The organism is Streptomyces sp. NBC_00190 (assembly GCF_036203305.1).
Lineage (GTDB): Bacteria > Actinomycetota > Actinomycetes > Streptomycetales > Streptomycetaceae > Streptomyces.
The window spans coordinates 1000489-1027066 of record NZ_CP108131.1; the positions used below are offsets into that span (position 1 = coordinate 1000489).

26 protein-coding genes are annotated in these 26578 nt (G+C 71.3%); 9 read left to right on the forward strand and 17 right to left on the reverse strand.

All coding sequences use genetic code 11. From position 1 onward, the window contains the following. The first annotated feature begins 38 nt into the window (after window positions 1-38). Complete coding sequence (locus OG429_RS05080; protein ID WP_328924076.1) at window positions 39-977, forward strand: endonuclease/exonuclease/phosphatase family protein; 939 nt, start codon at window positions 39-41, stop codon at window positions 975-977. Here the strand turns inward: OG429_RS05080 and OG429_RS05085 are convergent. The 5 genes from OG429_RS05085 to OG429_RS05105 form a co-directional block, all read right to left on the reverse strand. Further along, a complete protein-coding gene (locus OG429_RS05085) occupies window positions 961-2487 on the reverse strand; it encodes a hypothetical protein (protein ID WP_328924077.1) in 1527 nt (508 codons plus the stop codon). The two genes, OG429_RS05080 and OG429_RS05085, sit on opposite strands and share 17 nt — an antisense overlap. Beyond that, window positions 2480-6226 (reverse strand): bifunctional glycosyltransferase/CDP-glycerol:glycerophosphate glycerophosphotransferase, encoded by a 3747-nt coding sequence (locus OG429_RS05090; RefSeq protein WP_328924078.1) that lies wholly within the window; start codon window positions 6224-6226, stop codon window positions 2480-2482. The genes OG429_RS05085 and OG429_RS05090 overlap by 8 nt, the downstream gene beginning before the upstream one ends. Window positions 6227-6584: 358 nt before the next feature. After that, entirely contained in the window at window positions 6585-7736 is a 1152-nt protein-coding gene (locus tag OG429_RS05095) for a hypothetical protein (RefSeq protein ID WP_328924079.1), read from the reverse strand. Between the two features lie 415 nt (window positions 7737-8151). After that, window positions 8152-8466, reverse strand: a complete 315-nt coding sequence (locus tag OG429_RS41385) for a DUF6221 family protein (protein WP_405680476.1) — start codon at window positions 8464-8466, stop codon at window positions 8152-8154. A 99-nt stretch (window positions 8467-8565) separates the two neighbouring features. Continuing rightward, on the reverse strand, window positions 8566-9300 hold the full coding sequence (locus tag OG429_RS05105) for an SDR family oxidoreductase (RefSeq protein ID WP_328924080.1): 735 nt from the start codon (window positions 9298-9300) through the stop codon (window positions 8566-8568). A gap of 127 nt (window positions 9301-9427) precedes the next feature. On the opposite strand from OG429_RS05105, the gene OG429_RS05110 reads away from it, so the two are divergent. The 6 genes from OG429_RS05110 to OG429_RS05135 all read left to right on the forward strand — a co-directional run bounded on the left by OG429_RS05110 (window position 9428) and on the right by OG429_RS05135 (window position 15907). Next, window positions 9428-10018, forward strand: coding sequence for a TetR/AcrR family transcriptional regulator (locus tag OG429_RS05110; RefSeq protein WP_328924081.1), 591 nt, complete (start codon window positions 9428-9430; stop codon window positions 10016-10018). A 129-nt stretch (window positions 10019-10147) separates the two neighbouring features. After that, window positions 10148-11353 (forward strand): sensor histidine kinase, encoded by a 1206-nt coding sequence (locus OG429_RS05115; protein ID WP_328924082.1) that lies wholly within the window; start codon window positions 10148-10150, stop codon window positions 11351-11353. Further along, window positions 11350-12015 (forward strand): response regulator transcription factor, encoded by a 666-nt coding sequence (locus tag OG429_RS05120; protein ID WP_328924083.1) that lies wholly within the window; start codon window positions 11350-11352, stop codon window positions 12013-12015. The genes OG429_RS05115 and OG429_RS05120 overlap by 4 nt, the downstream gene beginning before the upstream one ends. 228 nt (window positions 12016-12243) lie before the next feature. Beyond that, on the forward strand, window positions 12244-12534 hold the full coding sequence (locus OG429_RS05125; RefSeq protein WP_328924084.1) for an SHOCT domain-containing protein: 291 nt from the start codon (window positions 12244-12246) through the stop codon (window positions 12532-12534). Continuing rightward, complete coding sequence (locus OG429_RS05130; protein ID WP_328924085.1) at window positions 12531-13340, forward strand: ABC transporter ATP-binding protein; 810 nt, start codon at window positions 12531-12533, stop codon at window positions 13338-13340. The genes OG429_RS05125 and OG429_RS05130 overlap by 4 nt, the downstream gene beginning before the upstream one ends. Then, entirely contained in the window at window positions 13337-15907 is a 2571-nt protein-coding gene (locus tag OG429_RS05135; RefSeq protein WP_328924086.1) for an ABC transporter permease, read from the forward strand. Before OG429_RS05130 ends, OG429_RS05135 begins: the two co-directional genes overlap by 4 nt. Window positions 15908-16183: 276 nt before the next feature. Here OG429_RS05135 and OG429_RS05140 read toward each other — a convergent pair whose 3' ends face one another. Together OG429_RS05140 and OG429_RS05145 are read right to left on the reverse strand one after the other, a co-directional pair. After that, window positions 16184-16432 carry a hypothetical protein gene (locus OG429_RS05140; protein WP_328924087.1) on the reverse strand — a complete coding sequence of 83 codons (249 nt, stop codon included), beginning with the start codon at window positions 16430-16432 and terminating at the stop codon, window positions 16184-16186. 48 nt (window positions 16433-16480) lie between these two features. Then, a complete protein-coding gene (locus OG429_RS05145; protein ID WP_328924088.1) occupies window positions 16481-16969 on the reverse strand; it encodes a hypothetical protein in 489 nt (162 codons plus the stop codon). Between the two features lie 263 nt (window positions 16970-17232). On the opposite strand from OG429_RS05145, the gene OG429_RS05150 reads away from it, so the two are divergent. Continuing rightward, complete coding sequence (locus OG429_RS05150; protein ID WP_328924089.1) at window positions 17233-18048, forward strand: S1 family peptidase; 816 nt, start codon at window positions 17233-17235, stop codon at window positions 18046-18048. A 176-nt stretch (window positions 18049-18224) separates the two neighbouring features. Next, window positions 18225-18599, forward strand: a complete 375-nt coding sequence (locus OG429_RS05155; RefSeq protein WP_328924090.1) for a toxin Doc — start codon at window positions 18225-18227, stop codon at window positions 18597-18599. Window positions 18600-18633: 34 nt separating this feature from the next. On the opposite strand, the gene OG429_RS05160 is transcribed toward OG429_RS05155, so the two are convergent. From OG429_RS05160 to OG429_RS05205, 10 genes are all read right to left on the reverse strand, one after another. Further along, window positions 18634-19020, reverse strand: a complete 387-nt coding sequence (locus OG429_RS05160) for a hypothetical protein (protein ID WP_328930157.1) — start codon at window positions 19018-19020, stop codon at window positions 18634-18636. Window positions 19021-19342: 322 nt separating this feature from the next. After that, window positions 19343-20260 (reverse strand): MurR/RpiR family transcriptional regulator, encoded by a 918-nt coding sequence (locus tag OG429_RS05165; RefSeq protein WP_328924091.1) that lies wholly within the window; start codon window positions 20258-20260, stop codon window positions 19343-19345. Between the two features lie 64 nt (window positions 20261-20324). Next, window positions 20325-20957, reverse strand: coding sequence for an NADPH-dependent FMN reductase (locus OG429_RS05170; protein WP_328930158.1), 633 nt, complete (start codon window positions 20955-20957; stop codon window positions 20325-20327). Between the two features lie 189 nt (window positions 20958-21146). Next, window positions 21147-21479, reverse strand: a complete 333-nt coding sequence (locus OG429_RS05175; protein ID WP_328924092.1) for a TcmI family type II polyketide cyclase — start codon at window positions 21477-21479, stop codon at window positions 21147-21149. A 32-nt stretch (window positions 21480-21511) separates the two neighbouring features. Then, on the reverse strand, window positions 21512-21991 hold the full coding sequence (locus OG429_RS05180; RefSeq protein ID WP_328924093.1) for an SRPBCC family protein: 480 nt from the start codon (window positions 21989-21991) through the stop codon (window positions 21512-21514). 1 nt (window position 21992) lies between these two features. Further along, window positions 21993-22247: an acyl carrier protein gene (locus OG429_RS05185; protein ID WP_328924094.1), complete on the reverse strand. Its 255-nt coding sequence runs from the start codon at window positions 22245-22247 to the stop codon at window positions 21993-21995. Between the two features lie 42 nt (window positions 22248-22289). Beyond that, window positions 22290-23531, reverse strand: coding sequence for a beta-ketoacyl synthase N-terminal-like domain-containing protein (locus OG429_RS05190; protein WP_328924095.1), 1242 nt, complete (start codon window positions 23529-23531; stop codon window positions 22290-22292). Next, on the reverse strand, window positions 23528-24799 hold the full coding sequence (locus tag OG429_RS05195; RefSeq protein ID WP_328924096.1) for a beta-ketoacyl-[acyl-carrier-protein] synthase family protein: 1272 nt from the start codon (window positions 24797-24799) through the stop codon (window positions 23528-23530). Before OG429_RS05195 ends, OG429_RS05190 begins: the two co-directional genes overlap by 4 nt. After that, window positions 24796-25239 carry a cupin domain-containing protein gene (locus OG429_RS05200; protein WP_328924097.1) on the reverse strand — a complete coding sequence of 148 codons (444 nt, stop codon included), beginning with the start codon at window positions 25237-25239 and terminating at the stop codon, window positions 24796-24798. The genes OG429_RS05195 and OG429_RS05200 overlap by 4 nt, the downstream gene beginning before the upstream one ends. Window positions 25240-25322: 83 nt before the next feature. Then, window positions 25323-26420 carry a SchA/CurD-like domain-containing protein gene (locus tag OG429_RS05205; protein ID WP_328924098.1) on the reverse strand — a complete coding sequence of 366 codons (1098 nt, stop codon included), beginning with the start codon at window positions 26418-26420 and terminating at the stop codon, window positions 25323-25325. Window positions 26421-26578: the final 158 nt, after the last annotated feature.

Consider the following 26578-nt stretch of genomic DNA (forward strand, 5'->3'; position numbering starts at 1 on the left):
ATGCACCATCTGACCGGCGCATACTCGATGATGTCCGGATGCACAGACACACGGAGGCCGGGACGCGGCCGAGGCGCCGCCGGGCCGGCCGCACGGCGGCGGCCTTGAGTCTGCTGGCCTCCGTGGCGTGTTCGTCCGCCCAGCACTCGCCGGCTTCGGTCACCGCCGCCGGGAAGTCGGCCGAGATCTCCGTCGCGACCTGGAACATGTGCGGCGTGGAGCAGTGGAACTGCGAGGACACCGGGAGCCCGAAGAACAAGTTCCAGCAGATCCGTGACCTGGTGGGGGACTCGGACGTGCGCGTCCTGCTCCTGCAGGAGGTCTGCTCGGAGGAGCTGGTGGCCGCCGCCCTGCGGCTCGGACCGGAGTGGCACAGCGTCTTCCAGCCGTACGCCGAGGTGGACGCGGCGGGCACCAGCAGGCGCGTCGAATGCACCGGGCAGGGCCACGGCCAGGCCGGATACGGGCTGCTGGCCGCGTCCCCGATCACCGATGTGGAGGCGGTCCCGACCGAACAGCCGACGGTGGGTCTGCACCGCGGGATCGTGTGCGCCCGGGTACCTGCTCTGCGCCTGCGGGTGTGCAACGCGCACATAGCGCTGCGCGAGAGCGACGAGGCGCACCTCGACTGGGACTTCCGCGACGACCAGCTCAGCTCGCTGTTCGAGGCCGCGGCGACCGACCCCCGTACGGTCCTCGGTGGCGACTTCAACTCCCCGCCGCCGGTGGGAGACCGGAACACGTCCGCGTGGATCTGGCCGACCGAGGCCTACACCACGTTCCGGGAGTGCGATCAGAAGGGCGGTGCCCGGACGGGGCGCCCCACCCACACGGACGGAACGAAGCTCGACTACCTCTTCACGACGCTGCCCCGTACCGCGTGCAAGGTGGTGGACGCCAAGTCGTCCGACCACCGGGCCCTGGTGATGCGGGTGAGCCGTCCCACCGACACCGACGGGGTCAGAACCTCGGAATGAAGTTGCCCCCCTGCACCGGCACGGTGTAGGCGTTCACCGTGCTGAAGGGGACGGCCGTCCACGCCGACGCGTTGCCGACTCCGTCCACGGCGATGGCCTCGACGAAGTGTCCGCCCTCGTTCCAGGCCCAGCCCGCGTCCCACACCCAGCTGCCATCGGCGCCCACGTTGCAGGTCCCGAGGTTGGCCCCGCCCTCGTGGAAGTCCACGCGCACGGCGCCGGGGGCGAAGCCCATGAAGGTCACGGCGGAGCCCGGCACCTGCTGGTGCGGGACCGGGGCCGTCACCGTCAGCACGAGGGGCTGAGTCCGCACAGGGGCTGGTACGGGGGCTTGCACCGGCGCCTGTACCGGCGCCGCCGCAGGGTCGGGCACCGAGACGTGCTCCACGGCCGTGAAGACCACTTCACTGCGTTCTGACTGGTAGTTGTTCGCGTCCGCCGCGAAGACCTTGACGGCATGCCGTCCCTTGGCCCAGGGCTTCTCCCGCTGCCAGTTCCAGCTGCCGTCCGCCGCAACGGGTGCGGCGCCCTGGTACCTGCCGTCCTCCCAGATGCTGACCCGCACCGCGCTGGGGGGCGCGGTACCCGCGAAGGAGACGGCGTTCCCGGGCACGCGCCCGCCCTCCGCCGGCATCAGGACCGTCGGCCGGGGGAACGAGTCGCCCCTCACCTGGGAGGTCTCCTTGAGGTACGCGTCGATCCCGGACGTGTCGCGGTCCGGCAGCTCGTACCCGTAGCGGACCGCGCCCATGCGGGGGGCGATTCCCTCGACCAGGATATTGAGCAACCCCATGACGGTGGGGAGATTCCGCGGCACCACCTCGTTGTGCGCGCCGACGAGGGAGGAGTCGTTGAAGAGGAAGTTGAAGTTCTCGTATCCCTGGAAGAGTCCGAGGAAGGGTTCGACCTGGCGCGTGTACTGCTCGTCCTGAGGCGAGGAGATCAGATAGATGTTGGCCTGGCGATTCGCGCCGCTGCGCACCAGATCCGGGAGGACCGAGTCGAGGACACGGACATTCTGCTCCGTCACCTCGCCCATCATCAGACGGGCTGCCCCCGGGATGCCCTCCCTCACGTAGGAACCGATCAGGAACTGGGGCACGCTCGTCACGATGTTCCTGCATCCGTACTTCAAGCCGAAGTACAGGGCCGCGCTTCCGCCCTTGGAGCTTCCGATCACGGTGCAGTCGTCGGGCGTCAGGGAAAGCGCGTGCATGACGCGCGAGATGAGCCCGGCGACGGACCGTTCGACGGAGAAGTCCATCCCCTTGCACAGGTAGTAACTGTTCGCGCCGTCGAACAGGTCGCGGATCCACAGGATGTTCGATCGGACCTTGTCAAGAACTCCGTTCGACATCCCGTACTCACCGGGCGCGGTGAAGTTGGCGAAGACCACGACCAGATGGCGGTTCCCGTTCCTCGCGTGAGAGAACCGGTACTCGACGGGCACCTCACCGGAGGAGTCCACGCCGTTGAAGATGCGCCGTCCGCCCTGGCCTGCCTTAGACATGTTCGGAATCCATTCTTCTCACCGGTTGCCGCGGCATCTGGTCAAGGGTGTGTCCGTCCCAGGAGCCCTCCCGCCCGGTGGGGCGGCCGCCGGGCGCGCCTGCGGGCGCCTGCGCCTGCGCGGGGTCGAGGTCTCCCCCTGCGATCAGGATGCGGTCGGTCAGCCTGGCCGAGGCGTAGCCGTCGTCCAGATCGCAGAACTCCTGCTGGAACCAGCGGTAGCGGGCCGCGTAACCCTGCTGGATCCGGTCGATGTTGCGGATCGCCCCGACCAGTTCCGGCGAGGTGAACAGCAGCGGGCCGGGTGCGGACTGCTCGAAGTCGAAGTAGAACCCGCGCAGGGTGTCCCGGTAGTGGTCGAGGTCGTACGTGAAGAAGAGGATGGGCCGCCCGGTGTTGACGAAGTCGAACATCAGGGAGGAGTAGTCCGTGATCATCACGTCGGCGATGAGGGAGAGGTCCGCCATGTCCGGGTAGTCGGACACGTCGAAGACGAACCCGTCACCGGCGCCGGGCACCGGGTCCACCACGTTGGGGTGGCGGCGCACCAGCAGGACGTGGTCGTGGCCCAGCTGCGCGCGGGCGTCCTCCAGGTCGATGCGGAAGTCGAGCTTGTACTTGCCCGGAGCGTAGAACTGGTCGTCGCGCCAGGTCGGTGCGTACATGACGACGCGCTTGCCCGGCGGGAGCCCGATGCGGCGGCGCACCTCCGCCGCCCGCCGTCCCGAGTCGGCGCGGCGCAGGATGTCGTTGCGCGGGTAGCCGCTCTCGACCATCTCGCCGGGGAACTGGAAGGCACGCTGGAGGATCGGGGTGCTGAAGCTGTTCGGGGACACCAGCATGTCCCAGTTCTGCACCTCCTTCTCCACCCGCTCCAGGTACCGCTTGTCCGCGAAGTGCACGGCTTCGATGTCGTGCCCGATCTTCTTGAGCGGCGTGCCGTGCCAGGTCTGCACGACGATCTGCCCGTCGCGCTTTTGGAACCAGTCGGGCAGGTGGTTGTTGGCGACGATGTACCGGGCCCTGCCCATGGCCTCGTACCACTCGGGGGACCACATGCGGACCGGGCGGGCGGTCGGGGGAACCGCGACCTGGTCGTCGCGCACGACCCAGAGGTGTTCGAGGGCGACGCCCCGGCGGACCATCTCCTCGTGCAGCGCGCGCGGGCTGTCGGAGTACTGGGTGCCCTTGAAGGCGTCGAACAGCACCGCCTGCTTCAGCGACTTGCGGCGGGCGTCCGGGTAGGTCTTGGTGCGCATCAGCTTCTGCCGGTACGGGCCGCGCGCCTCGTCCGGCATCGCCGAGTGGACCAGCAGCGAGAGCCGGTCGTACGCCTCCGCCTGCAGTTCGTAGCGCCGCTCGTCGGCGGTGATCTCACTGGGGAACGCGGGGATCAGTTCCTGGGTCATCTTGACCATGAGGTCGCCGGACCGGTTCTCCGGGGTGACCGCGGAGGGGTCCTGACGGCGCAGGAAGAAGTCCCAGCGGCCGGCGGCCAGCGGGATCTCCCCGGCCAGGGTGCGCATCGCGGCGGGAGTGACGACGAAGCTGAAGTCCTGCCCGTACCAAGTGATGGGGACCACGCGCTCGGCACCGTGGGCCCGGGAGCGGACGACGATGTGCGCCGTGGCGTACTCGGCCGCGCTGAGCATGTCCTCCGCCGCGTAGCCGACGACGACTTCGAGGGAGCCGTCCTCGTGCCAGGTGACGGACTTGGCGAGCGGGAGGGTGTCACGCTCGAACAGCACCACGTAGCCGGAGCCGTTGCGGTGCACGAAGACCTCGCGGTCCGCGGCCTCGGTCTGCAGGTCCGCGGGCAGGCGGTAGTGGCCGTCGGTGGCGTCCTCCGCCATGACCGGATAGATGGCCGCCTTGCGGCCCTCGACGTGGAGGGTGGTCTTCCAGCCGTTGCTGCCGGTGTTCCAGGTCTGCGGAACGCCGTCGGTGGAGTTCGTGCGGTGACCGGGAACGAGCGCCTTGACCGGGATGCGCGTGACGAAGGTGTACCAGCCCTCGCCCCCGGGCTTGAAATGGACCCAGGAGTCGTTGCGGCCGGCGCCGCCCATGCTCGTCACCCGGAACTTGCCCCACTCGGGGAGCCGGGGGCCCAGGTAGACGCCGCCGAGCTCGAGCTGGTCGCCGATGATCCGGTGCCGGGTGATACGGCAACGGACCGTCTCCACACGGAGCTTGAGCTTCCCCTGCATGAAGAGCGGCACGACGCGGGTGTTCTTGTCCACGTACCTGTAGGGCGGGTTGGCGGCGCTGCCCGCGCCACCACGGGCAATGCCCTTGTAACGGAAGAGCCCGCGGCTCAGGACGCCGGCGGCGACGTCCCATGTCCCCTCGGTCCACTGGCCCTTGCGCCTCAGCCGGGAGACGTCGAAGCGGACCTGGAACCCGGACCAGTCGTAGCAGTAGCGGCTCTGCTGGGAGTGTTCGGTGGCCTGCGGGTAGTAGGTGGTCTTCGCCTTCGCGACGACGACCCGGCCCTGCTTCTTGTTCCGCAGCGCGATGGCCTTCATCGACATGTGCCGCTTGTGCACGTTGATGAAGCGGACGTACGCGGAGCCCTCCAGGGTCAGGTGTCCGGAGTCGTCCCAGCGTGCGCCGGTCAGCGAACCGTGCAGGGACAGTTCCTTGTCCAGCCGGTAGGCGCTCTTGTCGAGACCGATCGACCGGTCGCCGAGGTAGGGGTAGTTGAGGTACCGGTGCAGGCGCCGCTGGACGGGCAGGGGGCCGCCCTTGCGCTCGAACTCGACGACGTCGAGGAGCTCCTTGAGCCGGCCCTCGCGCACCAGGAGCCACTTGACGCGGGCATCGGCGGGAAGCTCGTCGATGATGTCCTCGTCGGCCTCGTCCAGGAATTCGTTCGCCCACCGCATGAAGGCGTCCCGGTATTCCGAGTCGGCGTCCGGCAGCACCTTCAGATGCAGCATCAGGTCGGACTTCAGGCAGGCGAGGTCGTACTTCCGCTTGTGGTCGCTGTAGGACCTGGCGCGGTGTCCCGCGAGGAACCGGCTGACCGACTGCACGGCGGCGACCCGGTCCTGGAGATTGCTGAACTCGGTGTGCCGCTGCGTGATGGAGGGAGCGGCACCGCCCTCGCGCCGGCGCCAGAAGTAGACGATGTCGGTGAGGATGTCCACCTTGGTCGCGCGGAAGTGCGCGAACATGTTGACCCAGGAATCCTCGTACATGACCCCTTCGGGGAACGCGATGTAGTGGTAATCCCAGAAGGATCGCCGGAACACCTTGTTCCACACGGTCCGGTCGTAGATGAGTTCCGGCAGCTTGGTGATGTGCGTGCCGCGCTTGCTGCGCTGCATGGGCGCCTTGTGCAGCGGAGACTGCCACCTCTTGGTGGAGTTCATCATCTGCACGTTGCCCGAGACGAAGTCGGAACCGGAGGCTTCGAGGGTCTGTACGAGCAACTCGTAGGCGTATTCGGGTATGACGTCGTCGCCGTCGACGAACGCCAGGAATTCGGCCTGGGGATGGGCCGCGCGGATGCCGACGTTACGGGCGTGTCCCGGCCCCATCGACTCCTGGCGCAGGAGCCTGAACCGGGGGTCGCGGCGGGCGAATTCCGCGGCGATCGCGGTCGAGGAGTCGGTCGAGCCGTCGTCGACCATGATGACCTCAAGGCCGCGGAACGTCTGCCTGGCTATCGATTCCAGGCATTCCTCGAGGTAGATCTCGACATCCTGGAAGGGAACGACGACACTCAGGCGGGGCATACCTGCCACTCAGAAAACTCCTCGATCGTCATACTCGTCCCGATGGGCGCCGAGCCTCCGCAAGACGTCACCGGACCCGCCCCTGCCGCCGGCCACACTCCGCTCCCCCGCGCACTCAACCCACCCTGCCCCCGCGCTCCGCACACTTATGCGACCTTCACCAGAGCCTGCGCAGCGTAAGCCAATTGATGAAGGGCGGGCAAGTGTGCAGCAAAGCCACACCCCCTTGAAGCTTCGCTATCGCGAATGGGTGATGGCATTCCGAGTGCGGCGGACTCGTGAACTCCCCCGGTTCGGGATGAGGTGGGCGGAATCTGACGTTCCTCCAGCAGCAGGCCAGCACACCCGGTGAGGAAGGTCACCCCACGCTGCACCAGGCCCCGAACGCGAGACCCGGGTCCCTGAGATCCCGCCGGGCGACACGCAGGCTCCCGTCAGCGTCGATCATCGCGATCGCTACTGCGCCGTGGGCATCGAGGGCCAACGCCGGGAGCCCCGCGCACCGGTCCCCCACGGGCGCCCACCAGGCCCCGTAGTGCTCACCCTCCGTGGGGTAGGCCGCGATCTCCGGGTACCCCTCGGCGCCACGCTGCAACAGGACGGTGCAGTCATAGCCGTTGACCTGCGTACGCACCACGCCCACCGGTCCGACACCGCCGGCGCCACCCAGGGGCATGAGCCTGCTCGGCACCCCGGCGGGGGTCTGCGGGCGGTAGGCGATGACACCGCCGTCAGCCGGGTGACGCCAGAAGTAGGTACCGGAGCCGGGTCCCGTCTCGTGGCAGCTGTACGTCCCTTCGACGGCGTCGGCCTCCATGCGGCCCAGCCACCTGAAGGCGCTTCCCGGCGCGTCCTGGCGCCAGTACGTGGCCCCGCCGCGGAAGGGGGCGAGGAACTCGGCCCGCCCGTGCGAGGTCACCAGCGGGACGACGGGACCGCGCACCCACTTGCCCTGATAGTCCGTCCAGTCGCCCCATACGCCGTCGGCACGCCGGGTCCGCCCGTGGACGCCCGCTCCGAAGCTGGTGGCGACGACGTGGAGGGAGCCCGTCCCGTCGGGCAGGACCATCGGGTCCCCGGGGGGCGGAGCTCCACCCTCCTGCCGCGGGAACGGGCTGCCTATCGCACGCCATTCACTGAGCGGCCGGCCGGTCTGGTACTGGGCGGCTATGACGAACTCGCGGCCGTCCGGGGCGGAGTCGCGCCGACGGCTGCCGGCGAACCAGACGAAGCCGTTGAAGTCCTGGGCCAGCGTGAACCGGCCGGTCCAGCCCTCCACGGGGAACAGGTCGGGGCCCCGCCAGACGTCCGAGCCGGGCGCCGACTCGGTCCAGCGCACCAAGCCCTCGGCGCAGCTCGCGTAGGCGGTCAGCCGGCCGTCCCGCCCCAGGCGGAGCCAACCCGAGGCCGCGTGGCCGCCGTCGGCCGCCGCGGCGATCTCGGAGCCCGGGACCGCGGGCGCGCCGGAGGTCGCACCCAGGCCCGTCTCCGCACGTCCGCGTCGCACCATTTCCTGCCCACTCCCGTCCACGCCTGTCGCTTTTGTCCGGTCTGGCCCGGCGGGCCGTGGGACAATGTACGGCAGCGCGGCGACCGGTCGATGCCTGGGTCAGATGTCCATGACCGCCTCGGCATCCGTGCAACCTAGCCTGATCGGCCGCCCTCCACCACCGGCGGGCCGGGCGGCTCGCAGTCCTGGTCAGGGCGGTCGGCTTCGGCGCCACCGCGAAGGGCTGCCGGCGCTCAAGGCGTTCAGGGCCTTGTCGGAGTTGATGGGCTGCAAGAAGGCCGACCCGGCCCACATCGACACCGGTCTGCCGGGGTGGACACCGGCTCACCAGCCGTCGCCCTCCGCAGGACTGACGGCTCGTGAGCCGCGTCGGTCCGCGTCGGCGTGCGACCGAGATCCTGTCCTTGAAGGTCGCTTACGGGCGCCATTCCCGGCGGTATGCGGGGTGCGTGGCGTACGACTGTGCGAGGACGCAGCAGGTGTCCAGATGAGGATGGCGGCAAGGTGGAGTGGGGCCTGGTACGCGATCGCGAGTTTGCCGCATCGTGTGGCCAGGCCGCGCCAGCTCGAGGGGGTTGATGCACCGCTCGACGGCGTTCCGCTGCTTGTACGCCTCGGCACCGAAGCCGGGCGGACGGCCTCTAATCGGTCTCGGGGAAGTGGGGTGCGTTTCCGCGTCGTCCGGTGCGGTGCATCGCAAGGCGGAGCAGTGCCCTTGTACTGGACGCACTCGGGTACTGCGACAACGCGGCGAGGCGCCGTGCCTGGGGGCACCTCCCAGCGGTAGCTGGGGGAGGCGCGGGGACGTGCCCCGCTTCCCCGAGGCCGCTTAGTTCTGTGCTGTGGGGCGGACGACGATGTCGCCCACGTCGACACCGGCCGGCTGCTCGATGGCGAAGGCGATGGCGCGGGCGATGGCGTCCGGCGGAATCGCGATCTCGCCCATGCTGTCGAGGATATGGGCCTTCATCTCCGGAGCCATGGAATCCGTGAATTCCGTGCGCGTGGCACCTGGCGAGACGACCGTGACGCGCAGGCTGCCGCCGGCTTCCTGGCGCAGGCCCTCGGAGATGGTGCGGACCGCGTTCTTGGTCCCGGCGTACACCGCCTGGAGCGGCACGATGCGCAGCCCGGCCGTGGAGACCGTGTTCACGAAGTGCCCGAAGCCCTGCTCCCGGAAGACGGGCAGCGCTGCGGCGATTCCGTACAGGACTCCTTTGAGGTTGACGTCGATCATCTCCTCCCAGTCCTCGACGCGCAGGTCGTCCAGCGGGGAGATCAGACCGACCCCGGCATTGCTGACGAGGACATCGATCTTGCCGTACCGGTCGCAGGCCAGCCCGACCAAACCGGTCAGGTCCTCCCGGCGCTTCACGTCCGTGCGTGCATAGACGGCCTGGCCGCCGGCCTTCTCGATGCGGGCGGCGAGCGCCTCAAGACGCTCCGGCCGACGTGCACCGAGCACCACCTTCGCCCCCCGCTCGGCCAGCAGCAGCGCAGTCGCCTCGCCGATCCCGCTGCTGGCTCCCGTGATCACAACGACCTTGCCTTCGATTCCCGACACCAGATCCTCCGAAAGTGGAATGAGCGCAGCGCACCAACTAGAGTGAAAGTGGAGGCTCCGCCGGTTAGTTCCACCGTAAGTGGACGCGCCTCCACTTCGCAACTGGGGATGAGGGAGCGAGCCGTCGATGGCACGGGATACGGAACGCCCGCTGAGGGCTGACGCACAGCGCAACCGGGACAAGATCCTGGCCGCCGCGGTGCGTGTGTTCGCCGAAGAGGGACTGGAGGCCCACTTCGAACGCATCGCCAGGGAGGCGGGGGTGGGAACCGGCACGCTCTACCGCAACTTCCCGACGCGGGAGATCCTGATCGAGGCGGCCTACCGCAATGAGGTGGCGCGGCTGTGCGATGCCGTCCCCGACCTCTTGGCGACGATGCCGCCGCGTGAGGCCCTGCGCGCCTGGATGGGTCGTTTCATCGACTACGCCACCGCCAAACTCGGCATGGCCGACGCCCTGCGCGCCGTCGTCGCCTCGGGAGCCGACCCCTACGGCCACAGCCGCGACATGATCCAGACCGCCATCTCCACCCTCATGGCAGCCGGTACCGCTGCCGGCGCCCTGCGCTCCGACATCCGCCCCACCGACGTGTTCGCCGCCCTCGCCGGCATCGCCCTCACTTCGGCGAAGCCCGAGCAACGAGACCAGGCCGAACGGCTTCTCGACCTCACCCTGGACGGGCTGAAACCCGCACCGCCACAGCTCCCCGAAAGCTGACGGTACGAAGTCCTCGCCGACCTGACCCCGGCGGCGGGCCTTGGCCCCGGCCCTACTACCTGGGGAGTACGCCGCGAACGCTACGCCAGGGTGACGCGGGTGACGGCCGGTCCGCACTAGCGTGGCCGTATGGAAGAGCAGCGCGAGCGCCCCGGGCCTCCCTGGCGGTGGTGGGTGGAGCGGACCGGCCGGGGGCCGGGCTGGCGCTCCGCGCTGCTCGTCGCCGTCTTCGCGCAGGCCGGCTCCAGCTGGGCCGCTCAGGCGCAGACCGGTCGGGTACCGCTGGACGCGTTCGCGCGGTTCCTGCTGCTGCTCGGGCCCGCGCTGCTGCTGGTGCGCCACCGCTATCCGGTGGCCGTCGTGTACGGGGTCAGCGCCGTCACCCTCGTGTACATCGGCGCCGGGTATCCGTACGGCCCGGTCTTCGTCAGCCTCGTGCTGGCCTGCTTCAACGCGGTCTGCACCGGTCACCGAAGAGCCGCCTGGGGAGCCGTCGGGCTGCTCTGGGCCGGGCACCTGCTCATCGGCCACTGGCTGTACCGGTGGTTTCCGCCCGCCGGGGACGGGCCGGCGCCCTGGGGGCAGGAACTGGGCATCACCGCGTGGGTGCTGGCGATGCTCGCGGTCTCCGAGCTGGTCCGCGTACGCCGGGAGCAGTGGGCCCGCGACCGGGCCGAGCGGGCGGCGGCCGAGCTCCGCCGGGTGGACGAGGAGCGGCTGCGCATCGCCCGCGAGCTCCACGACGTCCTCGCCCACAGCATCTCGGTGATCAACGTCCAGGCCGGCGTCGGGCTGGCCCTGCTCGACACGGACCCCGAACAGGCCCGTACGGCTCTGACCACCATCAAGGGCGCCAGCAAGGAGGCACTGGGCGAGGTCCGGCAGGTCCTCGACACGCTGCGTACCCCCGGTGACGCGCCGCGCACCCCCGCGCCCGGTCTCGACCGGCTCCCCGAACTCGTCGAGCAGGCCTCGGCGGCCGGGCTCGCCGTGGCCGTGGCCCCGGAAGGGAAGGCGCGGGCTCTGCCCCCGGGTGCCGACCTCGCCGCCTTCCGCATCGTGCAGGAGGCGCTGACCAACGTGGTGCGGCACTCCGGTTCACGCACCGCCCGTGTCCGCCTCGTCTGGCGGCCGGACGCGCTGGAGCTGCGCGTGGACGACGACGGCCCGGCCACCGCAGGCGGCGCGGGCGGCAGTGGAAACGGTCTCGTCGGAATGCGCGAGCGGGCCGCGGCGCTGGGTGGCACGATCGAGGCCGGCCCGCGCCCCGACGGGGGCTTCCGGGTGGTGGCGAGGCTGCCGCTGGGACCCGTCACGTCCAAGGAGGATCCGTGATCCGCGTACTGCTCGCCGACGACCAGCTTCTCGTGCGGGCCGGGTTCCGGGCACTGCTCGACGCGCAGTCCGACATCGAGGTGGCGGGTGAGGCGGCCGACGGCGACGAGGCGGTGCGGCTGGTGCGGGAGCTGCGCCCCGACGTCGTGCTCATGGACATCCGGATGCCGGTGCTCGACGGGCTGGCCGCCACCCGCCTGATCACCGGGGACGGGGAGTTCGCCGCGGTCAAGGTCGTCATGCTCACCACCTTCGAGCTCGACGAGTACGTCTTCGAGGCGATCCGGTCCGGTGCCTCGGGTTTCCTGGTCAAGGACACCGAGCCGGAGGAACTGCTGCGCGCGGTCCGGGCGGTGGTGGAGGGCGACGCGCTGCTGTCCCCGGGAGTGACCCGCCGTCTCATCGCGGAGTTCGCGGCCCGTTCGAAGCAGCCCGCCACCGCCGCGGAGCTGGGGCGGCTGACGGAGCGGGAGCGGGAGGTGATGGCGCTGGTCGGCATGGGCCTGTCCAACGAGGAGATCGCCCGCCGCCTGGTCGTCAGCCCGCTCACCGCGAAGACCCACGTCAGCCGGGCGATGGTCAAGCTCGGCGCCCGGGACCGGGCCCAACTGGTGGTCCTGGCCTACGAGTCCGGGCTGGTCAGGCCCGGCTGGCTCGGCTGACCCGCCCTCCCGCACACTAACCTCCCCCACACCGCGCTCCCGCACACCGCGCTCCCCACACCGCGCTCCGCACACCGCGCCCGCGCCGCCCCCGCGGCCGTGCGCCCGGCCCCGTACTCCCGGTGAAGTACGGACGGTGCAGCCGGCCGTACGACGACCCGCACCCCCTCCCGGAGCCAGTCTCGTCAGTGAGACGAAACGTCCACGCTTCCGAGGAGCTGAACCGAGATGAACACCCTCACCACCCTCGCGTACGACGGGCCCGGCCCATGGATCCTGTTCTTCCCGCTGATCTGGGCGGCGGTCGTGTTCGGCGCCGTGACCGTACTGCGCCGCACCGTGTGGCGCGGGCGCCGCGGGCCGTGGCAGGCCCGCGGGGCGGCGTACGGCGAGCAGTCGCCGATCGCGGTCCTGGGCCGGCGCTTCGCGTCCGGGGAGATCGACGAGGACGAGTACTGGCGGCGGCTTTCCGTGCTGGACGAGCAGTTCGGCCCCGCCTCCAAGGGCGGTGCGGCATGAGCACCGTCAGCGCCCTGCCGGGCGGCGGCGCAGGAGTCGCCGCCGCCCGGGTCGTCAACGCCCGGAAGGTCTACGGCCGGGGCGACACCGAGGTCCGCGCCCTGGACGGGGTGAGCGTCGACTTCCCGGCCGGCCGCTTCACCGCGATCATGGGGCCGTCCGGTTCCGGCAAGTCCACCCTCATGCACTGCGCCGCCGGCCTCGACACGCTCACCTCCGGATCCGCCTTCATCGGCGGCACGGAGCTGGGAGCACTCGACGACCGCGGGCTCACCCTGCTGCGCCGCGAGCGCGTCGGCTTCGTCTTCCAGGCCTTCAACCTGGTCTCCACCCTCACGGTCGCCGAGAACATCACCCTCCCGCAGGACCTCGCGGGAACCCGCGCCGACGGCGCGTGGCTCGACAGCCTCATCGACATCGTCAGCCTGCGCGACCGGCTGCACCACCGGCCCTCCGAACTGTCCGGCGGCCAGCAGCAGCGGGTCGCCGTCGCGCGTGCCCTCGCCGGCAGCCCCGACGTCGTCTTCGCCGACGAGCCGACCGGGAACCTCGACTCCCGCTCGGGCGAAGAAATGCTGGGGCTGCTCGGCCGCGCGGTGCGCGAGATGGGCCGCACGGTCGTGATGGTCACCCACGACCCGGTGGCCGCCGCCCACGCGGACGAGGTCGTCTTCCTCGCCGACGGGCGGCTGGTCGACCGGATGGCGGCCCCGACCGCCGAGCGGGTCCTGGACCGGCTCAAGGCCTTCGATACCCGGTCCCCGAAAGCCGCTTCGGCCCTCGCTCCGTCGGGGGCGGAGTCATGAGCGCCGCCCGTACCACCCTGCGGCTCAGCACCGCTTCGCTGCACGCCCACAAACGGCGCTTCGCCGGGACGTTCACGGCCGTGCTGCTCGGCGTCGCCTTCTTCACCGGGACCCTCGTCATGGGCGACACCCTCCGCGCGAGCTTCGACAGCATGTTCGCGGGCGCGGCGAGCGGGACCGACGCGGTCGTCCGCAGCTCCCGCGTCGTCACCGTCCCGGGCCAGGCCCAGGGCAGCCGGCAGCCCGTGCCCGCGGACCTCGCCGAGCGGATCCGGCGTACGCCGGGGGTGGCCGCGGCGGAGCCGGAGATCAAGGGCGCGGGACAGCTCGTCGGCGCGAACGGCGAACCGATCGGCGGCCAGGGACCGCCCACGCTCGCGGGCAACTGGATCACGGACCCGCGGCTCAACCCGTACCGGCTCGCGGAAGGCCGCCCCCCTCAGGCCTCCGGCGAGGTCGTCGTGAACCGGAGCACCGCCGCCAAGGGCGGGCTGAAGATCGGCGACACGACGGTGCTGCGCACGCCCGACCCGGTCCGGGTGACCGTCGTCGGGCTGGCCACCTTCGGCGGCGCCGACGGCATGGCACAGGTGACGTACACGGGGATGACCCGGGCGGACGCGGAGAAGTACCTGACCTCCGGGCCGGGCCAGGCGGCCTCCATCCAGGTGCGGGCCGGCCCGGGCACCAGCCAGCGGGAGCTCGTGGCCGCGCTGGCCCCGGTGCTGCCGCAGGGCGTCGAGGCGATCACCGGCCAGGAGTCGGCCCAGGAGAACACCGACATGATCTCGGGCCAGTTCCTGTCCCTGTTCACCACCCTCCTCCTCGTCTTCTCGGGCATCGCCCTGCTCGTCGCGACCTTCAGCATCCACAACACCTTCGCGATCGTGGTCGCCCAACGCACCCGCGAAAACGCCCTGTTGCGTGCGCTCGGCGCCTCCCGCCGCCAGGTCGTCGGCGGGACCCTGGCCGAGGCCGCGGTCGTCGCCGTCCTCGCCTCGGCGGCCGGACTGCTCGGCGGCATCGGGATCGCCGCCGGGCTCCAGGCCCTGTTCCCGGCCATCGGATTCCGGTTCCCCGAAGGGGACTTGGTGATCAGCGGCCTGTCGATGCTGCTGCCCCTCACGGTGGGTGTCGCCGTCTGCCTCGGCTCCGCGCTGCTGCCGGCCGTACGGGCAGGACGTACCGCTCCGCTGGCGGCGCTGCGCGAGAACTCCGTGGACGACTCGGGGGCGTCGCGGGCCAGGACGGCCGTCGGCGCCGGGCTGGGCGCGGCCGGCCTCGGGGTGATCCTGACCGGGGCGCTGGCCGTACCGTCGCTGTGGCTGTCCGGGGCGGGTGCGGTGCTGCTGACGGCCTCGTTCGTCGTCCTGGGTCCGGTCGCGTCCTCGTCCGCCGTACGGATCCTCGCGCGCCCGCTGGCCCGGCTGCGCGGGGTGACGGGCGCCCTGGCCGGGCGCAACGCGCGGCGCAGTCCCAAGCGGACGGCGTCGACCGCGACCGCGCTGATGATCGGCGTCGCCGTCGTCTCGCTGTTCACCGTCGTCGGGGCGTCCCTGAGGGAAACGATGGACCGGACCGTGTCGCGGTCCTTCGCCGGTGACGTGGCCATCAGCGCACCCGCGTTCGGGGCCGGCGGCAGCGGCCTCAGCCCGGCGCTGGCACCGGCGGTCGCCGCGCTGCCCGAGGTGGCGAGCGCGGTCGGCCTCGGCAAGGGGGTCGCGGAGGTCGACGGCTTCGGCCGCGCGCTGACGGTCACCGATCCGGCCGCCCTCGCCGTAGGCCTCGACCTCGGGGCCGTCGAGGGCCGGCTCGACTCGCTCGGCGCGGACGGGATCGCCGTGGCCGGCAAGGAGGCCGACCGGCACGGCTGGCGGACGGGCAGCTCGCTGGAACTCGCCTTCGCCGACGGGCAGAAGCAGCGCTTCACGGTCCGCGCGGTGTACGGGCGCTCGGAGCTCGCCGGCGACTACGTCATCACGCGGGCGGCCTGGGCCCCGCACCGGGCGCAAGACTCGGACACGCTGGTGGCCGTCACCTTCAAGGACGGGGTGCCGGTGGCGGACGGGACGGCGGCGGTCGAGCGGACCGCGGAGCGGTTCGGCAGCCCCGAGGTGCAGACGCGCGAGGCGTACGCGCAGTCCTCGGCGGGCGGCATCGACATGATGCTCACCCTCGTCTACGCGCTGCTCGCCCTCGCCGTGCTGATCGCACTGCTGGGCATCGCCAACACGCTCACCCTCGCGGTGTACGAGCGCACCCGCGAGCTGGGCCTGCTGCGGGCGGTCGGCCAGAGCGGGGCGCAGCTGCGGGCCATGGTCCGCTGGGAGTCGGTCCTGGTCGCGGCGTTCGGCACGGCCGGGGGCCTGGCGCTGGGCGGCGTCCTCGGGTGGGTCCTGGTGAAGGCCTCGGACGGGACGAGCGACAGCGCGTTCGCCTTTGCCGTCCCACCGCTGCAACTCGGCGTCGTCGCGCTGGTCGGTGTCGCGGCGGGCGTCCTGGCGGGCTGGCGCCCGGCCCGGCGGGCGGCGCGCCTGGACATCCTGCGTGCCATCGCCGCCGAGTAGCCCGGCCTGCGCCTTCGCGTCCGGTCATCGGCATTGACCGAAGGGGGGACCCTTGACCGTGCTCCCGCGCGGGAACGCCGCCGGATCGTTGCCCTCGTGGCGCGGCGGGCCCGTTTCCTGGACGGTCGGCGGCAGCCAGGGCGGCCGCGGATGCCCTGACCGCCGGGGGCGGAGGCGCGTCGATCCGGCCCGTCGCGGCGTCGGCCGAGCCGGCGGGTGGGTCACGGTCCCGCCCGCGCGGGCACGTGTCGGCGCCGGCCGGGCCGGCCGCGGCCGTCACGGCAGGTCGTCGGTCGGCGGGTCCGCCGTGTATACGTGGGGCGTGTCGGAGTCCCACTCCAGCAGCTCCGCTCCGCCGAGGACCACCTCGTCGGGGTCGGGCATGCCGGCCCGCCGCAGGAACTCGATGACGTCCTCGTCCGAGCGGGCCACGCCGAGGGACTCCTCGCGGCTCGCGGTCCGCAGCGTCACCTGCCGGCCTCCCGACGGGAAGATCCGGTGCACGACGACCGGTGCATGATGCATACCACCAGCGTCGCCCCGGCGGCGGAACCCGGCACCCCGGGGGACCCGCTAGGGCGTACCGGTCGTGGCCGGGCCCGGGATGCGGAACGTCGACGGGTCCGGGTAGGTCGCGGCCTCGGCGCGGACGACCCCCTCGATCTCCTCCTTGAAGGCGGGCTCGAAGAGTTCGACGGCCAGCAGCAGCTCCAGCCCGCGCAGGGTCGGGTCGAGCAGCGGGCGGGCCATGCGGGAGCCGCCGCCGGAGAGGCCCGTGAAGCCCGTCCGGGTGGTCGCCGTCCGCCCGCCCAGCCGGTCCTCCAGGCCCGCGGTCGCGTATCCGGCGAGCAGGGCCAGTTCGGTGAGGAACCTGCGGGTCCCGAGGACCATCTCCTCGGCTCCCTGGAGCGTCTGGACGGCGCCGCCCGCGACCTTGGGGTCGTCGGTCCTCTTGACGCCGCGCGCCTCGTACACGGCGAGCGCCTCCTCGAAGAGCCGTCCCGCCTCGTCGACCGCCTTCATCGCCGCCACCAGCTGGTCGATGTCGATCTCGCGCTCCACGCTGCCTCCTGGTCCGGAACTGTGCTGCACAGACCGTAGGAGGCAAAGCCTCGGCTACGGAACACCCGTGCCGAAGGGTGATCGCGCCGTCACCGGACCGTCACCACACCCGACACCGGGGCGCGTGCCGCCGAACCCCGGCTCCTCCCCCGGACCGGATCCCAACCCCCCACGCCCTCTTGCGGGTTGACCCTCGGATACCAACAATGCGCATGACAACCGAAGGATCTTCGGTTGCATCGTCCTCTGAGGGGAACCCCCACATGAACAAGCCTCTCGCCGGCGCCTTATTCTCCCTGCTCCTCGTGGGAGCGGCGGGCGCCCCCGCCGTGGCCGCACCGGCCGTCGCGGTCACCTTCGCGGGAACGGTCGCGCTCAGCAACTGCTCCGGCTCCGTCGTCCGCGCACCCGGCTCCCAGCCGAACGACCCCGCCCTCGTCCTGTCCAACGGTCACTGTCTGGAGACCGGCTTCCCCGCGGCCGGCGAGGTCATCAAGGACCAGCCGTCCTCCCGCTCCTTCTCCCTCCTCAACGCGTCGGGCTCCAAGGCCGGGACGCTGCGCGCCAGCAAGGTCGCGTACGCGACCATGACCGACACCGACGTGTCCGTCTACCAGCTGACCAAGACGTACGCCCAGATCCAGAGCCAGTACGGCATCACGGCGCTGACCCTCAACGACGTCCGCCCCACGCAGGGCTCGGCCATCAAGGTCGTCTCCGGCTACTGGAAGCGGACCTACAGCTGCAACGTCGACGGCTTCGCCTACCGCCTCAAGGAGGGCGCCTGGACCTGGAAGGACTCCGTCCGCTACACCTCGTCCTGCAACACCATCGGCGGCACCTCCGGTTCACCGGTGATCGACACGACGACTGGCAAGGTCGTCGCCGTCAACAACACGGGCAACGAGGACGGCGGCCGCTGCACGGACAACAACCCGTGCGAGGTCGACGAGAACGGCAACGTGACGGTCCGCCAGGGCATCAACTACGCGCAGGAGACGTACACCATCGTCCCCTGCATAGCCCCGGGCAACAAGATCGACCTGAACCGCCCCGGCTGCACGCTCCCCAAGCCGTAGCCGCCGTGCCGTAACCTCCGTGCCGTAACCTCCGGGCCACAGCCGCCGGACCCGCACACCGGCCCGTGGATCGCGCGCCGCCCGGCTCCCCCGAGCCGGGCGGCGTCGGGGCACGTGCGACCTCGCGCTTCGCGAACAGCCCCCCGCCCGGAGCCCGGACGGGGATACTCGGACGCGTGGAACTGCACATCGATCACCGCTGGCTGCTGGAGCGGCAGGAGTCACTGTTCAAGGACGTGGCGGTGGCCGACCACTCCGCGCTGGTCGCCGCCGTCGCCCGGCACCGGGTGAACACGCCCAGCCTGGACGCGGACGACCCCGACGCCTACTGGCGCGCGGCCGCCCTCCTCGACGCGATCGTCCTGCTCCGCCCGCTTCCCGACTCGAACGAGTACTTCGGCTACGGGGTCGCCGTCGCCTACATCGAGGCGTCCGGCAAGGCGGTGGACGCCTCGTACGAGCAGTGGCGCGACCTCATCACGGACATCCGCACGCTCCGCGTCACCGTCTTCGACGTGGCCGCCCGCCTGCGCTCCTGGCAGTCAGCGTAGGACCGAGTGGAACCGTGGGACGCGTTCCGGCCGGTCAGCGCCTGCGCTGGGCGGGGGTGCCCACGAGGAGGGCGTCGGAGACGAGTCGCGCGCCGCGGGAAAGGCGTCCGAGCTGCTCCAGCTCCACGGCGTACATCCTGATCGTGTTCTCGATGACCGACTCGGCTATGCCCAGCATGGGCAGTTCGGCGCGGCTGGTCTGCAGGGCCGCCCGCACCGCGCGCATCTCGTGCTGGAGCTGGAGCTGGACGTGCCGGCCCAGCAGCGCGTGGTGACGGGTCAGCGTGAGGTAGCCGCCGTAACGGGCCGGAAGCAGATCCCGCAGCCAGCGTGTGGCCGAGCGTTCCCAGTCATGGGTGCCGGGGGCCTTGACCTGCATGGGCCAGTCCGGACTGCGCGTGATGGTGGCCGTCTGGGGCATTCTCGTCACTTCCGAGTGGTGTCGAACTCTGATCGAGATGGTGCGTGGGGGGCGGCCTCGGCCCAGGGGTTGACCGAGGCCGCCATGGGCGCTCAGCGGGATCCAAAGCCTTGACTCGACGGGCGGTCGCGACGTGAGGAGGTTCGTCGTGCCGCGCGTCCGTTCAGGAGGGGGTCCTCCTCCTTGGCATCTGGTGGATCCGGAGCGCCGCCGTCAGTAAACATATATACCGTCGAGTAAGCAAGCGCATGAAAAATTTCATGCACCTCGTTGGCTGAATATCCCCCTGGCCAGCAGCGCGAAAATCCGCCCCGATCGGCCCTTAGAGGAAGAATCCGTGCTGGTCGGCGACCTGCTCGTAATCCTCCAGGCGCGCCTGCGTGCGCTCGGGGTCCGCGTCGGCCATGGCCTGAAGCAGTGCGGCGGAGAGCATTCCGGGGGCCGCGTACGAGTCGAAGACGAGCCGCGATCCGGTCCCCGACGTCAGGGCCACGTCCGCCTCGTCCACGAGCGGCCCCAGGGTGGGATCGGTGATCAGGACGACCCGCAGCCCCGTGCTGCGGGCGGCCCGGATCGCGGCCAGGGTCTCCTTGGCGTGCCGCGGCATGGCGAAGGCGAGGACCCAGGTTCCGCCGGCCGCCTTGGACTGGAGCAGCGCGTCGTAGGCGACGCTGCCACCGCGGGTCACCAGGCGTACGTCGGGGTGGATGCGCCGGGCCGCGTAGGCGAAGTACTCGGCCAGGGACACCGAGATGCGCAGTCCGAGGACGGTCAGGGGCACCGACTTCGCCAGTTCGCGGCCGATGTCGAGCACCTGGTTGGTGTCGGCGAGCAGCCTGCGCACGTTCTCCAGGTTCTCGATCTCCGCGTCCACGGCCGCCTGCAGTTCGTTGCGGCGGATCTGCTCACGGGTGTCCGGGGACCCGGCCACCGCACTCAGGGCGATCGGCTGGAGCACGTCGCGCAGGGCGGGGTAGCCGCTGAATCCGAGGGAGGCGGCGAAGCGAGTCACGGAGGGCTGGCTGACGCCGACCCGTTCGGCGAGTTCGGTGATCGACAGGAACGCGGCCTCGGTGAGGTGGTCGATAAGGTACTGGGCGATCCGGCGCTGGCCGGGGGACAGTCGACGGCCGTCGAAGAGCGCGAGGAGCCGGTCGGCCGGGGGGCGGACCTCCTCCGGCGACTGGCCGCTCGGCTTGATCGCGGCCGCCTGCGCGCGTGCGTGCTGCCCCGATGACACCGGAGGGCCTCCTTCTCATGTCACTCGCGTTCAAACATAGCTCACGCCCTGTGGTCGTCGATGATCAGTCCTGGGCGCGGGCGGTCACCGGCGCGTCCGTGCGGTCGCCGAGGAACTCGTACCAGCGGCGCTGCAGGCACAGATAGCGGGTGTCCGCCTCGACCAGGTCGAGGAAGGAGCCGATCGTCGCGGTCAGCCGCTCGCCCAGGCCCGGGTCGGTGAGCGCGCCGTCCTCGCCGAAGGCCTGGTGGGCCATGGCGAGGCTGAACATGTCGGGGTAGACCCGCGCGCCGAGGTGCTCCAGCGGGACGCGCAGGGCCCACAGGCCCCGGTTGCCGCCGACCATCGACGGTGAGGCCGAGACCAGCAGGGACTGCTTGTCCTTGAAGGGCTGCGGGCGGACGCGGGAGACCCAGTCGACGGCGTTCTTCACCACGCCCGGAACGGAGGCGTTGTACTCGGGAGAGGCGATCACCAGCGCCTGCGCCGCCTCGATCCGCTCGCGCAGTGCCAGCGCGCCCTTCGGCGGTCCTTCGTCGGCCTCCACGTCGCCGTCGTACGGCGGCATGGGGAAGTCTCCGAGCGTCGCGAGGTCCGCCACGGCCCCTGCCCCGGTCACCAGACGGGCGACGAGGGAGGCCAGGCGGGTGTTGACCGAGCCGGTGCGGGAGGACCCGGACAGCACGAGCACGCGCAGGGAGGTACGGGCGGGCCCGGCGCCGTCGTGGGGGTGGGCCGGATCCACCGGGAAGTGGTCCTGGTCGGTCGGGTTCATGGCCGTCTCCTGCTCTCGGGTCCCCGGACCCCGGACGGGCCCGGGACGGGTGGGCCGCGCGCGGCGGGACCCGCACACACCGGTGTGCGGGTCCCGTCCGGGCCGCTCGGGTCACTTCGCGGCGGGGTTCTCCCAGCGGTAGAACTCGTGGGCCATCGCGTCCTTCGGACTGCGCCACGTGTCCGGGTTGTGCGGGCTGATGTAGGCGGTGAGCCGCTCGCTGAGCTGCCGGAACTCCGGGTGTTCGGTGACCTGCGCGATCGCGGGGCCCGGCGGCCGGTCCGCCTCGATCAGGTGCATGTACACGTCGCCGAACTGGAACAGGCTGCGACGCGTGACGCCGACCAGGTGCGGCAGTTCACCCGCGTCCGAGCCGGCGAACAGCTCGGCGATGTCGGGGGCCGATCCCGGCGCCATGCGGGCGACGATGAGGGCGCGGTGCATCCGGTGGTGCTCCTTTCGTTTCGGGGACGGCGTCAGATGCGGCTGACTGCGGGGGCGTGGTTCTCCCGCTCGCGCTGCTCGATCTTGTCCCGGATGAGCGCCATCTGGATGGGCGAGTTGCGGTTGATGTTGTCGGTCATCCACGCGTCGTCCACCGGCGCGTCCGGCTTCATCGCGAAGTCCTGCGTCCACTTCATCCGGGTGCCGCCCGGCACCGCGAAGTACTGCCAGTGGATGTCCATGTGCGCGAACGGGCCGGTCTCCACGCGCCGCGCCCGGACGGAGAGGCCCTTGCGGTCCACGGTCCGCTCCGAGACCCAGCTCCACACCTTGCCGTTCTCGTCGGGGTGCATGGTCAGGCGGAAGCGGGTGGTGTCCCCCTTCTGCTCCAGGATCTCCAGCGAGGCGTACTCGCTGAACAGGTGCGGCCAGTTGGGGAGGTCGTTGGTCATCTCCCACACGACGTCCACGGGCGCGTTGACGGTGATCTCGTTCTCGGTGTGTCCCGGCATGTCAGGCTCCTGTCATGAGGCTGTTGTTGACGAGGTCGAGGAATTCCCCGGGGGTCTTGCAGCGTTCGGCGTCGGTGGGCAGTGCCCGGCCGCGCCGGTTCTCCAGCTCGCCGACGATGCCCAGCAGGCCCAGCGAGTCCAGGCCGTAGTCGTCGAAGGCGGAGTCGGGGCGACGCGCCATCTCGGCGGGGTCGACGGTGATGCCGGCGGTCTTCATCAGGGCCGCCAGCTCCTCCAGGGTCAGTCGGTCGGACATGTGGCTTCTCTCTTCTTCCTACGAGGGGACGGGGGTCCTGTTTCACGACCTGGGCACGGCCGGGCCCTTGCGCAGGACGAGCGCGGAGTTCGAGCCCATCCGGCCGCGGCTCAGCACGAGCGCGGTGCGCAGGTCCGCGGAGCGGGCGGTGCCCGTCACCACGTCGAGGTCGTGGCAGACGTCGAAGACGTTCGGGGTCGGCGGCACGATGCCGTGCTGCAGTGCCAGGGCCGCCGCGGCGGTGTCCAGGGCGGGCGCCGCGCAGTACGCCCTGCCCGTACCGGTCTTCGGCGCCGTGACCGGCACCTTGCGCCCGTGTCCGCCGAGGGCGGCGGCGATGGCCGCCGCCTCGGCGGCGTCGGCCGCCGGCGTCCCGAGGGCGTCGGCGAAGACCACGTCGATCTCCTCGGGGGCGCAGCCGGCCTCCCGGAGCGCGCCCCGGATCGCGTGGGCCAGTCCTTCGCCCGCCACGTCCGGCCGTCGGGTCCCGCTGAAGGTGGCGGCGTGGCCGGCCAGTTCGGCTCGTACGGTGGCGCCCCTGCGCAGGGCCGCGGTCTCGTCCTCGACGAGGAACATCGCGCCGCCCTCGGCGGGGACGTACCCGCAGGCCCTGGCGGTGAACGGCCGGTAGGCCCGCTCGGGCTCGTCCTGGGTGCTGAGCCCCTCGTACTCCAGCTGGCAGACGATGGAGTACGGGGCGAGGGGCGCCTCCGTGGCCCCGACGAGCATCGCCCGGCTGCCCTGGCGGATCGCCCTGGCGGCGTGCGCGAAGGCGTCCAGACCGCCCGCCTCGTCGCTGGCGACGACCCCGCACGGGCCCTTGAGGCCGCGGCGGATGGAGATCTGGCCGGTGCTCGCGGCGTAGAACCAGGCGATGGACTGGTACGGGCCCACGTAGCGGGGACCCTGGTCCCAGAGCCGTTGCAGCTCGCGCTGGCCGAACTCGCCGCCGCCGGACCCGGCCGCCGTGACCACGCCCACCGAGTAGGGGTCCGCCTCGTAGTCGGCCCGGCCCAGGCGGGCGTCCTCCAGGGCCAGGTCGGCCGCGGCGAGGGCGTGGTGGGTGAAGCGGTCGGTCTGGACGAGGAAACGGTCCTCGACCATCGCGCCGGGGTCGAAGCCCCGTACCTCGCCGGCGACGCGCAGCGGGAGGTGCTCGCACCCCGCCCGGGTGACGCGGTCCAGCACGCTGAGCCCGGACTGGGTCGCCTTCCAGAAGGCGTCGGCGCCGACGCCGTTGGGCGCGACGACCCCGATGCCCGTGATGACCGTACGGGTGGTCACGAGACCTCCTCCTCCGACCGGGTCATGACGACGGCGGACTGGAATCCGCCGAAGCCGCTGCCGACCGAGAGCACGTTGCGCAGCTTGCGGCCGCGTGCCGTGCGGGGCACGTAGTCCAGGTCGCACTCGGGGTCCGGCGTCTCGTAGTTCGCCGTCGGCGGTACCACCTGGTGGGTCATGGCGAGCACGCAGGCCGCCAGTTCTATCGCCCCGATGGCGCCGAGGGAGTGACCGACCATCGACTTGATGGAGGTCATCGGCGTCTTGTAGGCGTGGTCGCCCAGGACCCGCTTGACGGCCGCCGTCTCGTGGCGGTCGTTCTGCTTGGTGCCGGATCCGTGCGCGTTGACGTAGTCGACGTCGGACGGGGATATCCGGGCCTGGTCCAGGGCGGTTTGGATGGCCCGGGCCATCTCCAGTCCTTCGGCGGTCAGCCCGGTCATGTGGTGGGCGTTGCCGAAGGTGGCGTAGCCACCGATCTCGCAGTAGACGGTCGCACCGCGGGCGCGGGCGTGTTCCAGCTCTTCGAGTACGAGGACGGCTCCGCCCTCGCCGAGGACGAATCCGTCCCGGTCGGCGTCGAACGGCCGGGACGCGTGGGCCGGGTCGTCGTTGTTCGGCGAGGTCGCCTTGATGGCGTCGAAGCAGGCCACGGTGATCGGCGATATGGGCGAGTCCGAGGCCCCGGCGATGCACACGTCCATCCGGCCCTCCGCGATGGAGTGGACGGCGTACCCGACGGCGTCCAGTCCCGAGGTGCAGCCGGTGGACACGGTCTGCACCGGGCCGCGCGCGCCCGTCTGCTCCGCGACCGCGGAGGCGAGCGTGGCGGGCGTGAACGCCCGGTGCAGGTGGGGCCCGGCGAACTTCTCGTCCACGTCCCACCAGGCACCGTTCTGGCTCACGGCTACGTAGTCGTGCTCCAGGCGGGTGGTCCCGCCGACGGCGGTGCCGAGTGAGACGCCGGTGCGCCAGGCGTCGTCGGAGGTGAGGTCGAGTCCGGCGTCGAGCAGGGCTTCTCGGGCGGCGACGAGGGCGAACTGGATGTACCGGTCCGCCCGCGCCGCCTCGCTGTCGTCGAGGCCGTGCGCGGCGGGGTCGAAGTCGACCTCCGCGGCTATCCGGGAGCGGAAGCCGTCCGGGTCGAAAAGGGTGATGCCGCGGGTCGCCGTACGGCCCTTGGACAGCAGGTCCCAGAAGGCGGAGACGCCGATCCCACCGGGCGCGACGACGCCGACTCCGGTGACCGCCACCCGGCGGCGGGTCACGAGACCGCTCCCGTGCGGTCCGGGGGCTGCTCCCAGGCGGTGCCCTCCGGGTGCGGGGCTTCCTCGGTGTCGACGTGGCCCAGTTCGGGGCGCGGGGCGAGCGGGCCGAGGTGGAAGACCATGCGGGCCTCTGTGTCGCCGACGTTGCGGAACCGGTGGCGCATGTTGAGCGGGACCAGCAGTCCCTGGTCGGTGCGCAGCGGGTGGGCCTCGCCGTCGAGGTCGACCTCCAGCCGGCCGGCGACCACGTACACGAACTCCTCGGAGTACGGGTGGTAGTGCTCGGCGATGGACTCCCCGGGGGCCATGATCGCCATGCCCATGAAGCCGCTGGTGGAACCCACCGAGGTCGGGGTGAGCACGGCCCTCAGGTCGCCACCGCGCCGGCGGTTGGGCGGCGTCTCGCTGAGGTCGACGATGCGTGGACGCTGTCTGGTCATGGCGGGGTCCTCCTGGCGTATGGGGAGCCTGAACGGGCTGGGGTGGGGGCGGGGATGGGCGGGATGGGTGGGCGGGGCGAGGGTCAGGACTGCGCGGGCGCCCGGCGGTCGGTGATCAGGTTCATGGTGTGGCGAGCGGCGCGGGTCCGCTTGCCGGCGGGGACCGTCAGGCGGTCCAGTACGGCGGCCTTGCGCGCGCCGCGCACCCCGAGGACGGCCTCGGGATCGGCGTCGAGCGGGCCGCGCACGTCGATGAGGCGGACCACGATGTCGTCGCGCTGGAAGATGCTGCTGCTCCGTACGGGGCTGTCCGCCAGGTTCGCGGCGGCCTCGTCCTGGAGGGCGAGGAAGCGGGCAAGTACTTGTCCGCAGCCGGGCTTGGCCGGGTAGAACAGCGCGTGGCGCGTGACGTCGGCGGCGTCCGGTTCCCCGGCCTCGATGTGGTGGACGGCGGGGAGCGCGGCCCGCATGAAGAACATCCGGGCGGACTCGGGGTCGTTCAGGTTCCGGTCCTGCTCCAGGTAGGGGTTGATGGCCTCTTCGACGGCGCGCACCTCGGGCTGCTCGGAGACGTGCCGCAGGGCCGCCATCAGGTCGCCCTTGACCTCGACCGTACGGACGACGCGGTTGCCGTGCATGAAGAGGGACGTGCGGCAGAGCCGCGTGTGGTCGTCGACGCGGGCGGCCGGGGAGGCGTAGCTGGACAGGATGGAGGCGACCTCCTTCACACTGCCCGGCTTGACGGTGAAGGTGAGGGCGTGGCGGACGATGCCGGCGCCGAGGCGGGGCACCGGCTGCAGCCGGGCGGTCGCCGGGCGGGAGGCCTGGTCGTAGCCGCGGCCGGTCTCGCGCAGGACGGTGAACTTGAGCGGTCGCATGGCGCGGGCGCAGGCACCGAGCGGCTTGACCTGCTCGGCGTGGTGCTCGCTGTTGACCCATGCGAGGTACTGCGTCGCGCTCTCCCACTCGCTGGTGATGAGCCACTGCGAGGGGTTCTCGAAGGACTGGCACAGCTGGTCGCTGATGTGGCCCGGGACCGACGCGATGTCGCTGCGGAGCTTTTCGTACGCCTCGAAGAACCGCTGCTGGGTCCCCTCGTGGAGGTCCATCAAAAGGACGACCCGGATCATGGAGCCGTCGAAGGCTGACTGCGACACCCGATCGGACTGGGTGGTTGTCATCTACTCACTCCTTCATGAGGGGGTGGAGATCCATCGCGTACGGACCCCTCGTCCGTCACCGGTGGCGTCCGCCCGGGCCGGCGGCCGTCTCGGTCGGGAACGGCAGGCCGGCGCATCTCAGGGGGAGCCGCTGTCGCTCATCGTCATCCGGGTGGGGA

Bases quoted from the DNA above. Each gene is read 5' to 3' on its own strand.
- OG429_RS05110 (WP_328924081.1), top strand. From the start codon at position 9,428: ATGGCACGGGATACGGAACGCCCGCTGAGGGCTGACGCACAGCGCAAC.
- OG429_RS05140 (WP_328924087.1), bottom strand. From the start codon at position 16,432: ATGCATCATGCACCGGTCGTCGTGCACCGGATCTTCCCGTCGGGAGGC.
- OG429_RS05085 (WP_328924077.1), bottom strand. From the start codon at position 2,487: ATGTCTAAGGCAGGCCAGGGCGGACGGCGCATCTTCAACGGCGTGGAC.
- OG429_RS05125 (WP_328924084.1), top strand. From the start codon at position 12,244: ATGAACACCCTCACCACCCTCGCGTACGACGGGCCCGGCCCATGGATC.
- OG429_RS05160 (WP_328930157.1), bottom strand. From the start codon at position 19,020: ATGCCCCAGACGGCCACCATCACGCGCAGTCCGGACTGGCCCATGCAG.
- OG429_RS05150 (WP_328924089.1), top strand. From the start codon at position 17,233: ATGAACAAGCCTCTCGCCGGCGCCTTATTCTCCCTGCTCCTCGTGGGA.
- OG429_RS05200 (WP_328924097.1), bottom strand. From the start codon at position 25,239: ATGACCAGACAGCGTCCACGCATCGTCGACCTCAGCGAGACGCCGCCC.
- OG429_RS05080 (WP_328924076.1), top strand. From the start codon at position 39: ATGCACAGACACACGGAGGCCGGGACGCGGCCGAGGCGCCGCCGGGCC.
- OG429_RS05205 (WP_328924098.1), bottom strand. From the start codon at position 26,420: ATGACAACCACCCAGTCCGATCGGGTGTCGCAGTCAGCCTTCGACGGC.
- OG429_RS05185 (WP_328924094.1), bottom strand. From the start codon at position 22,247: ATGTCCGACCGACTGACCCTGGAGGAGCTGGCGGCCCTGATGAAGACC.
- OG429_RS05180 (WP_328924093.1), bottom strand. From the start codon at position 21,991: ATGCCGGGACACACCGAGAACGAGATCACCGTCAACGCGCCCGTGGAC.
- OG429_RS05115 (WP_328924082.1), top strand. From the start codon at position 10,148: ATGGAAGAGCAGCGCGAGCGCCCCGGGCCTCCCTGGCGGTGGTGGGTG.
- OG429_RS05095 (WP_328924079.1), bottom strand. From the start codon at position 7,736: ATGGTGCGACGCGGACGTGCGGAGACGGGCCTGGGTGCGACCTCCGGC.
- OG429_RS05175 (WP_328924092.1), bottom strand. From the start codon at position 21,479: ATGCACCGCGCCCTCATCGTCGCCCGCATGGCGCCGGGATCGGCCCCC.
- OG429_RS05130 (WP_328924085.1), top strand. From the start codon at position 12,531: ATGAGCACCGTCAGCGCCCTGCCGGGCGGCGGCGCAGGAGTCGCCGCC.
- OG429_RS05135 (WP_328924086.1), top strand. From the start codon at position 13,337: ATGAGCGCCGCCCGTACCACCCTGCGGCTCAGCACCGCTTCGCTGCAC.
- OG429_RS05090 (WP_328924078.1), bottom strand. From the start codon at position 6,226: ATGCCCCGCCTGAGTGTCGTCGTTCCCTTCCAGGATGTCGAGATCTAC.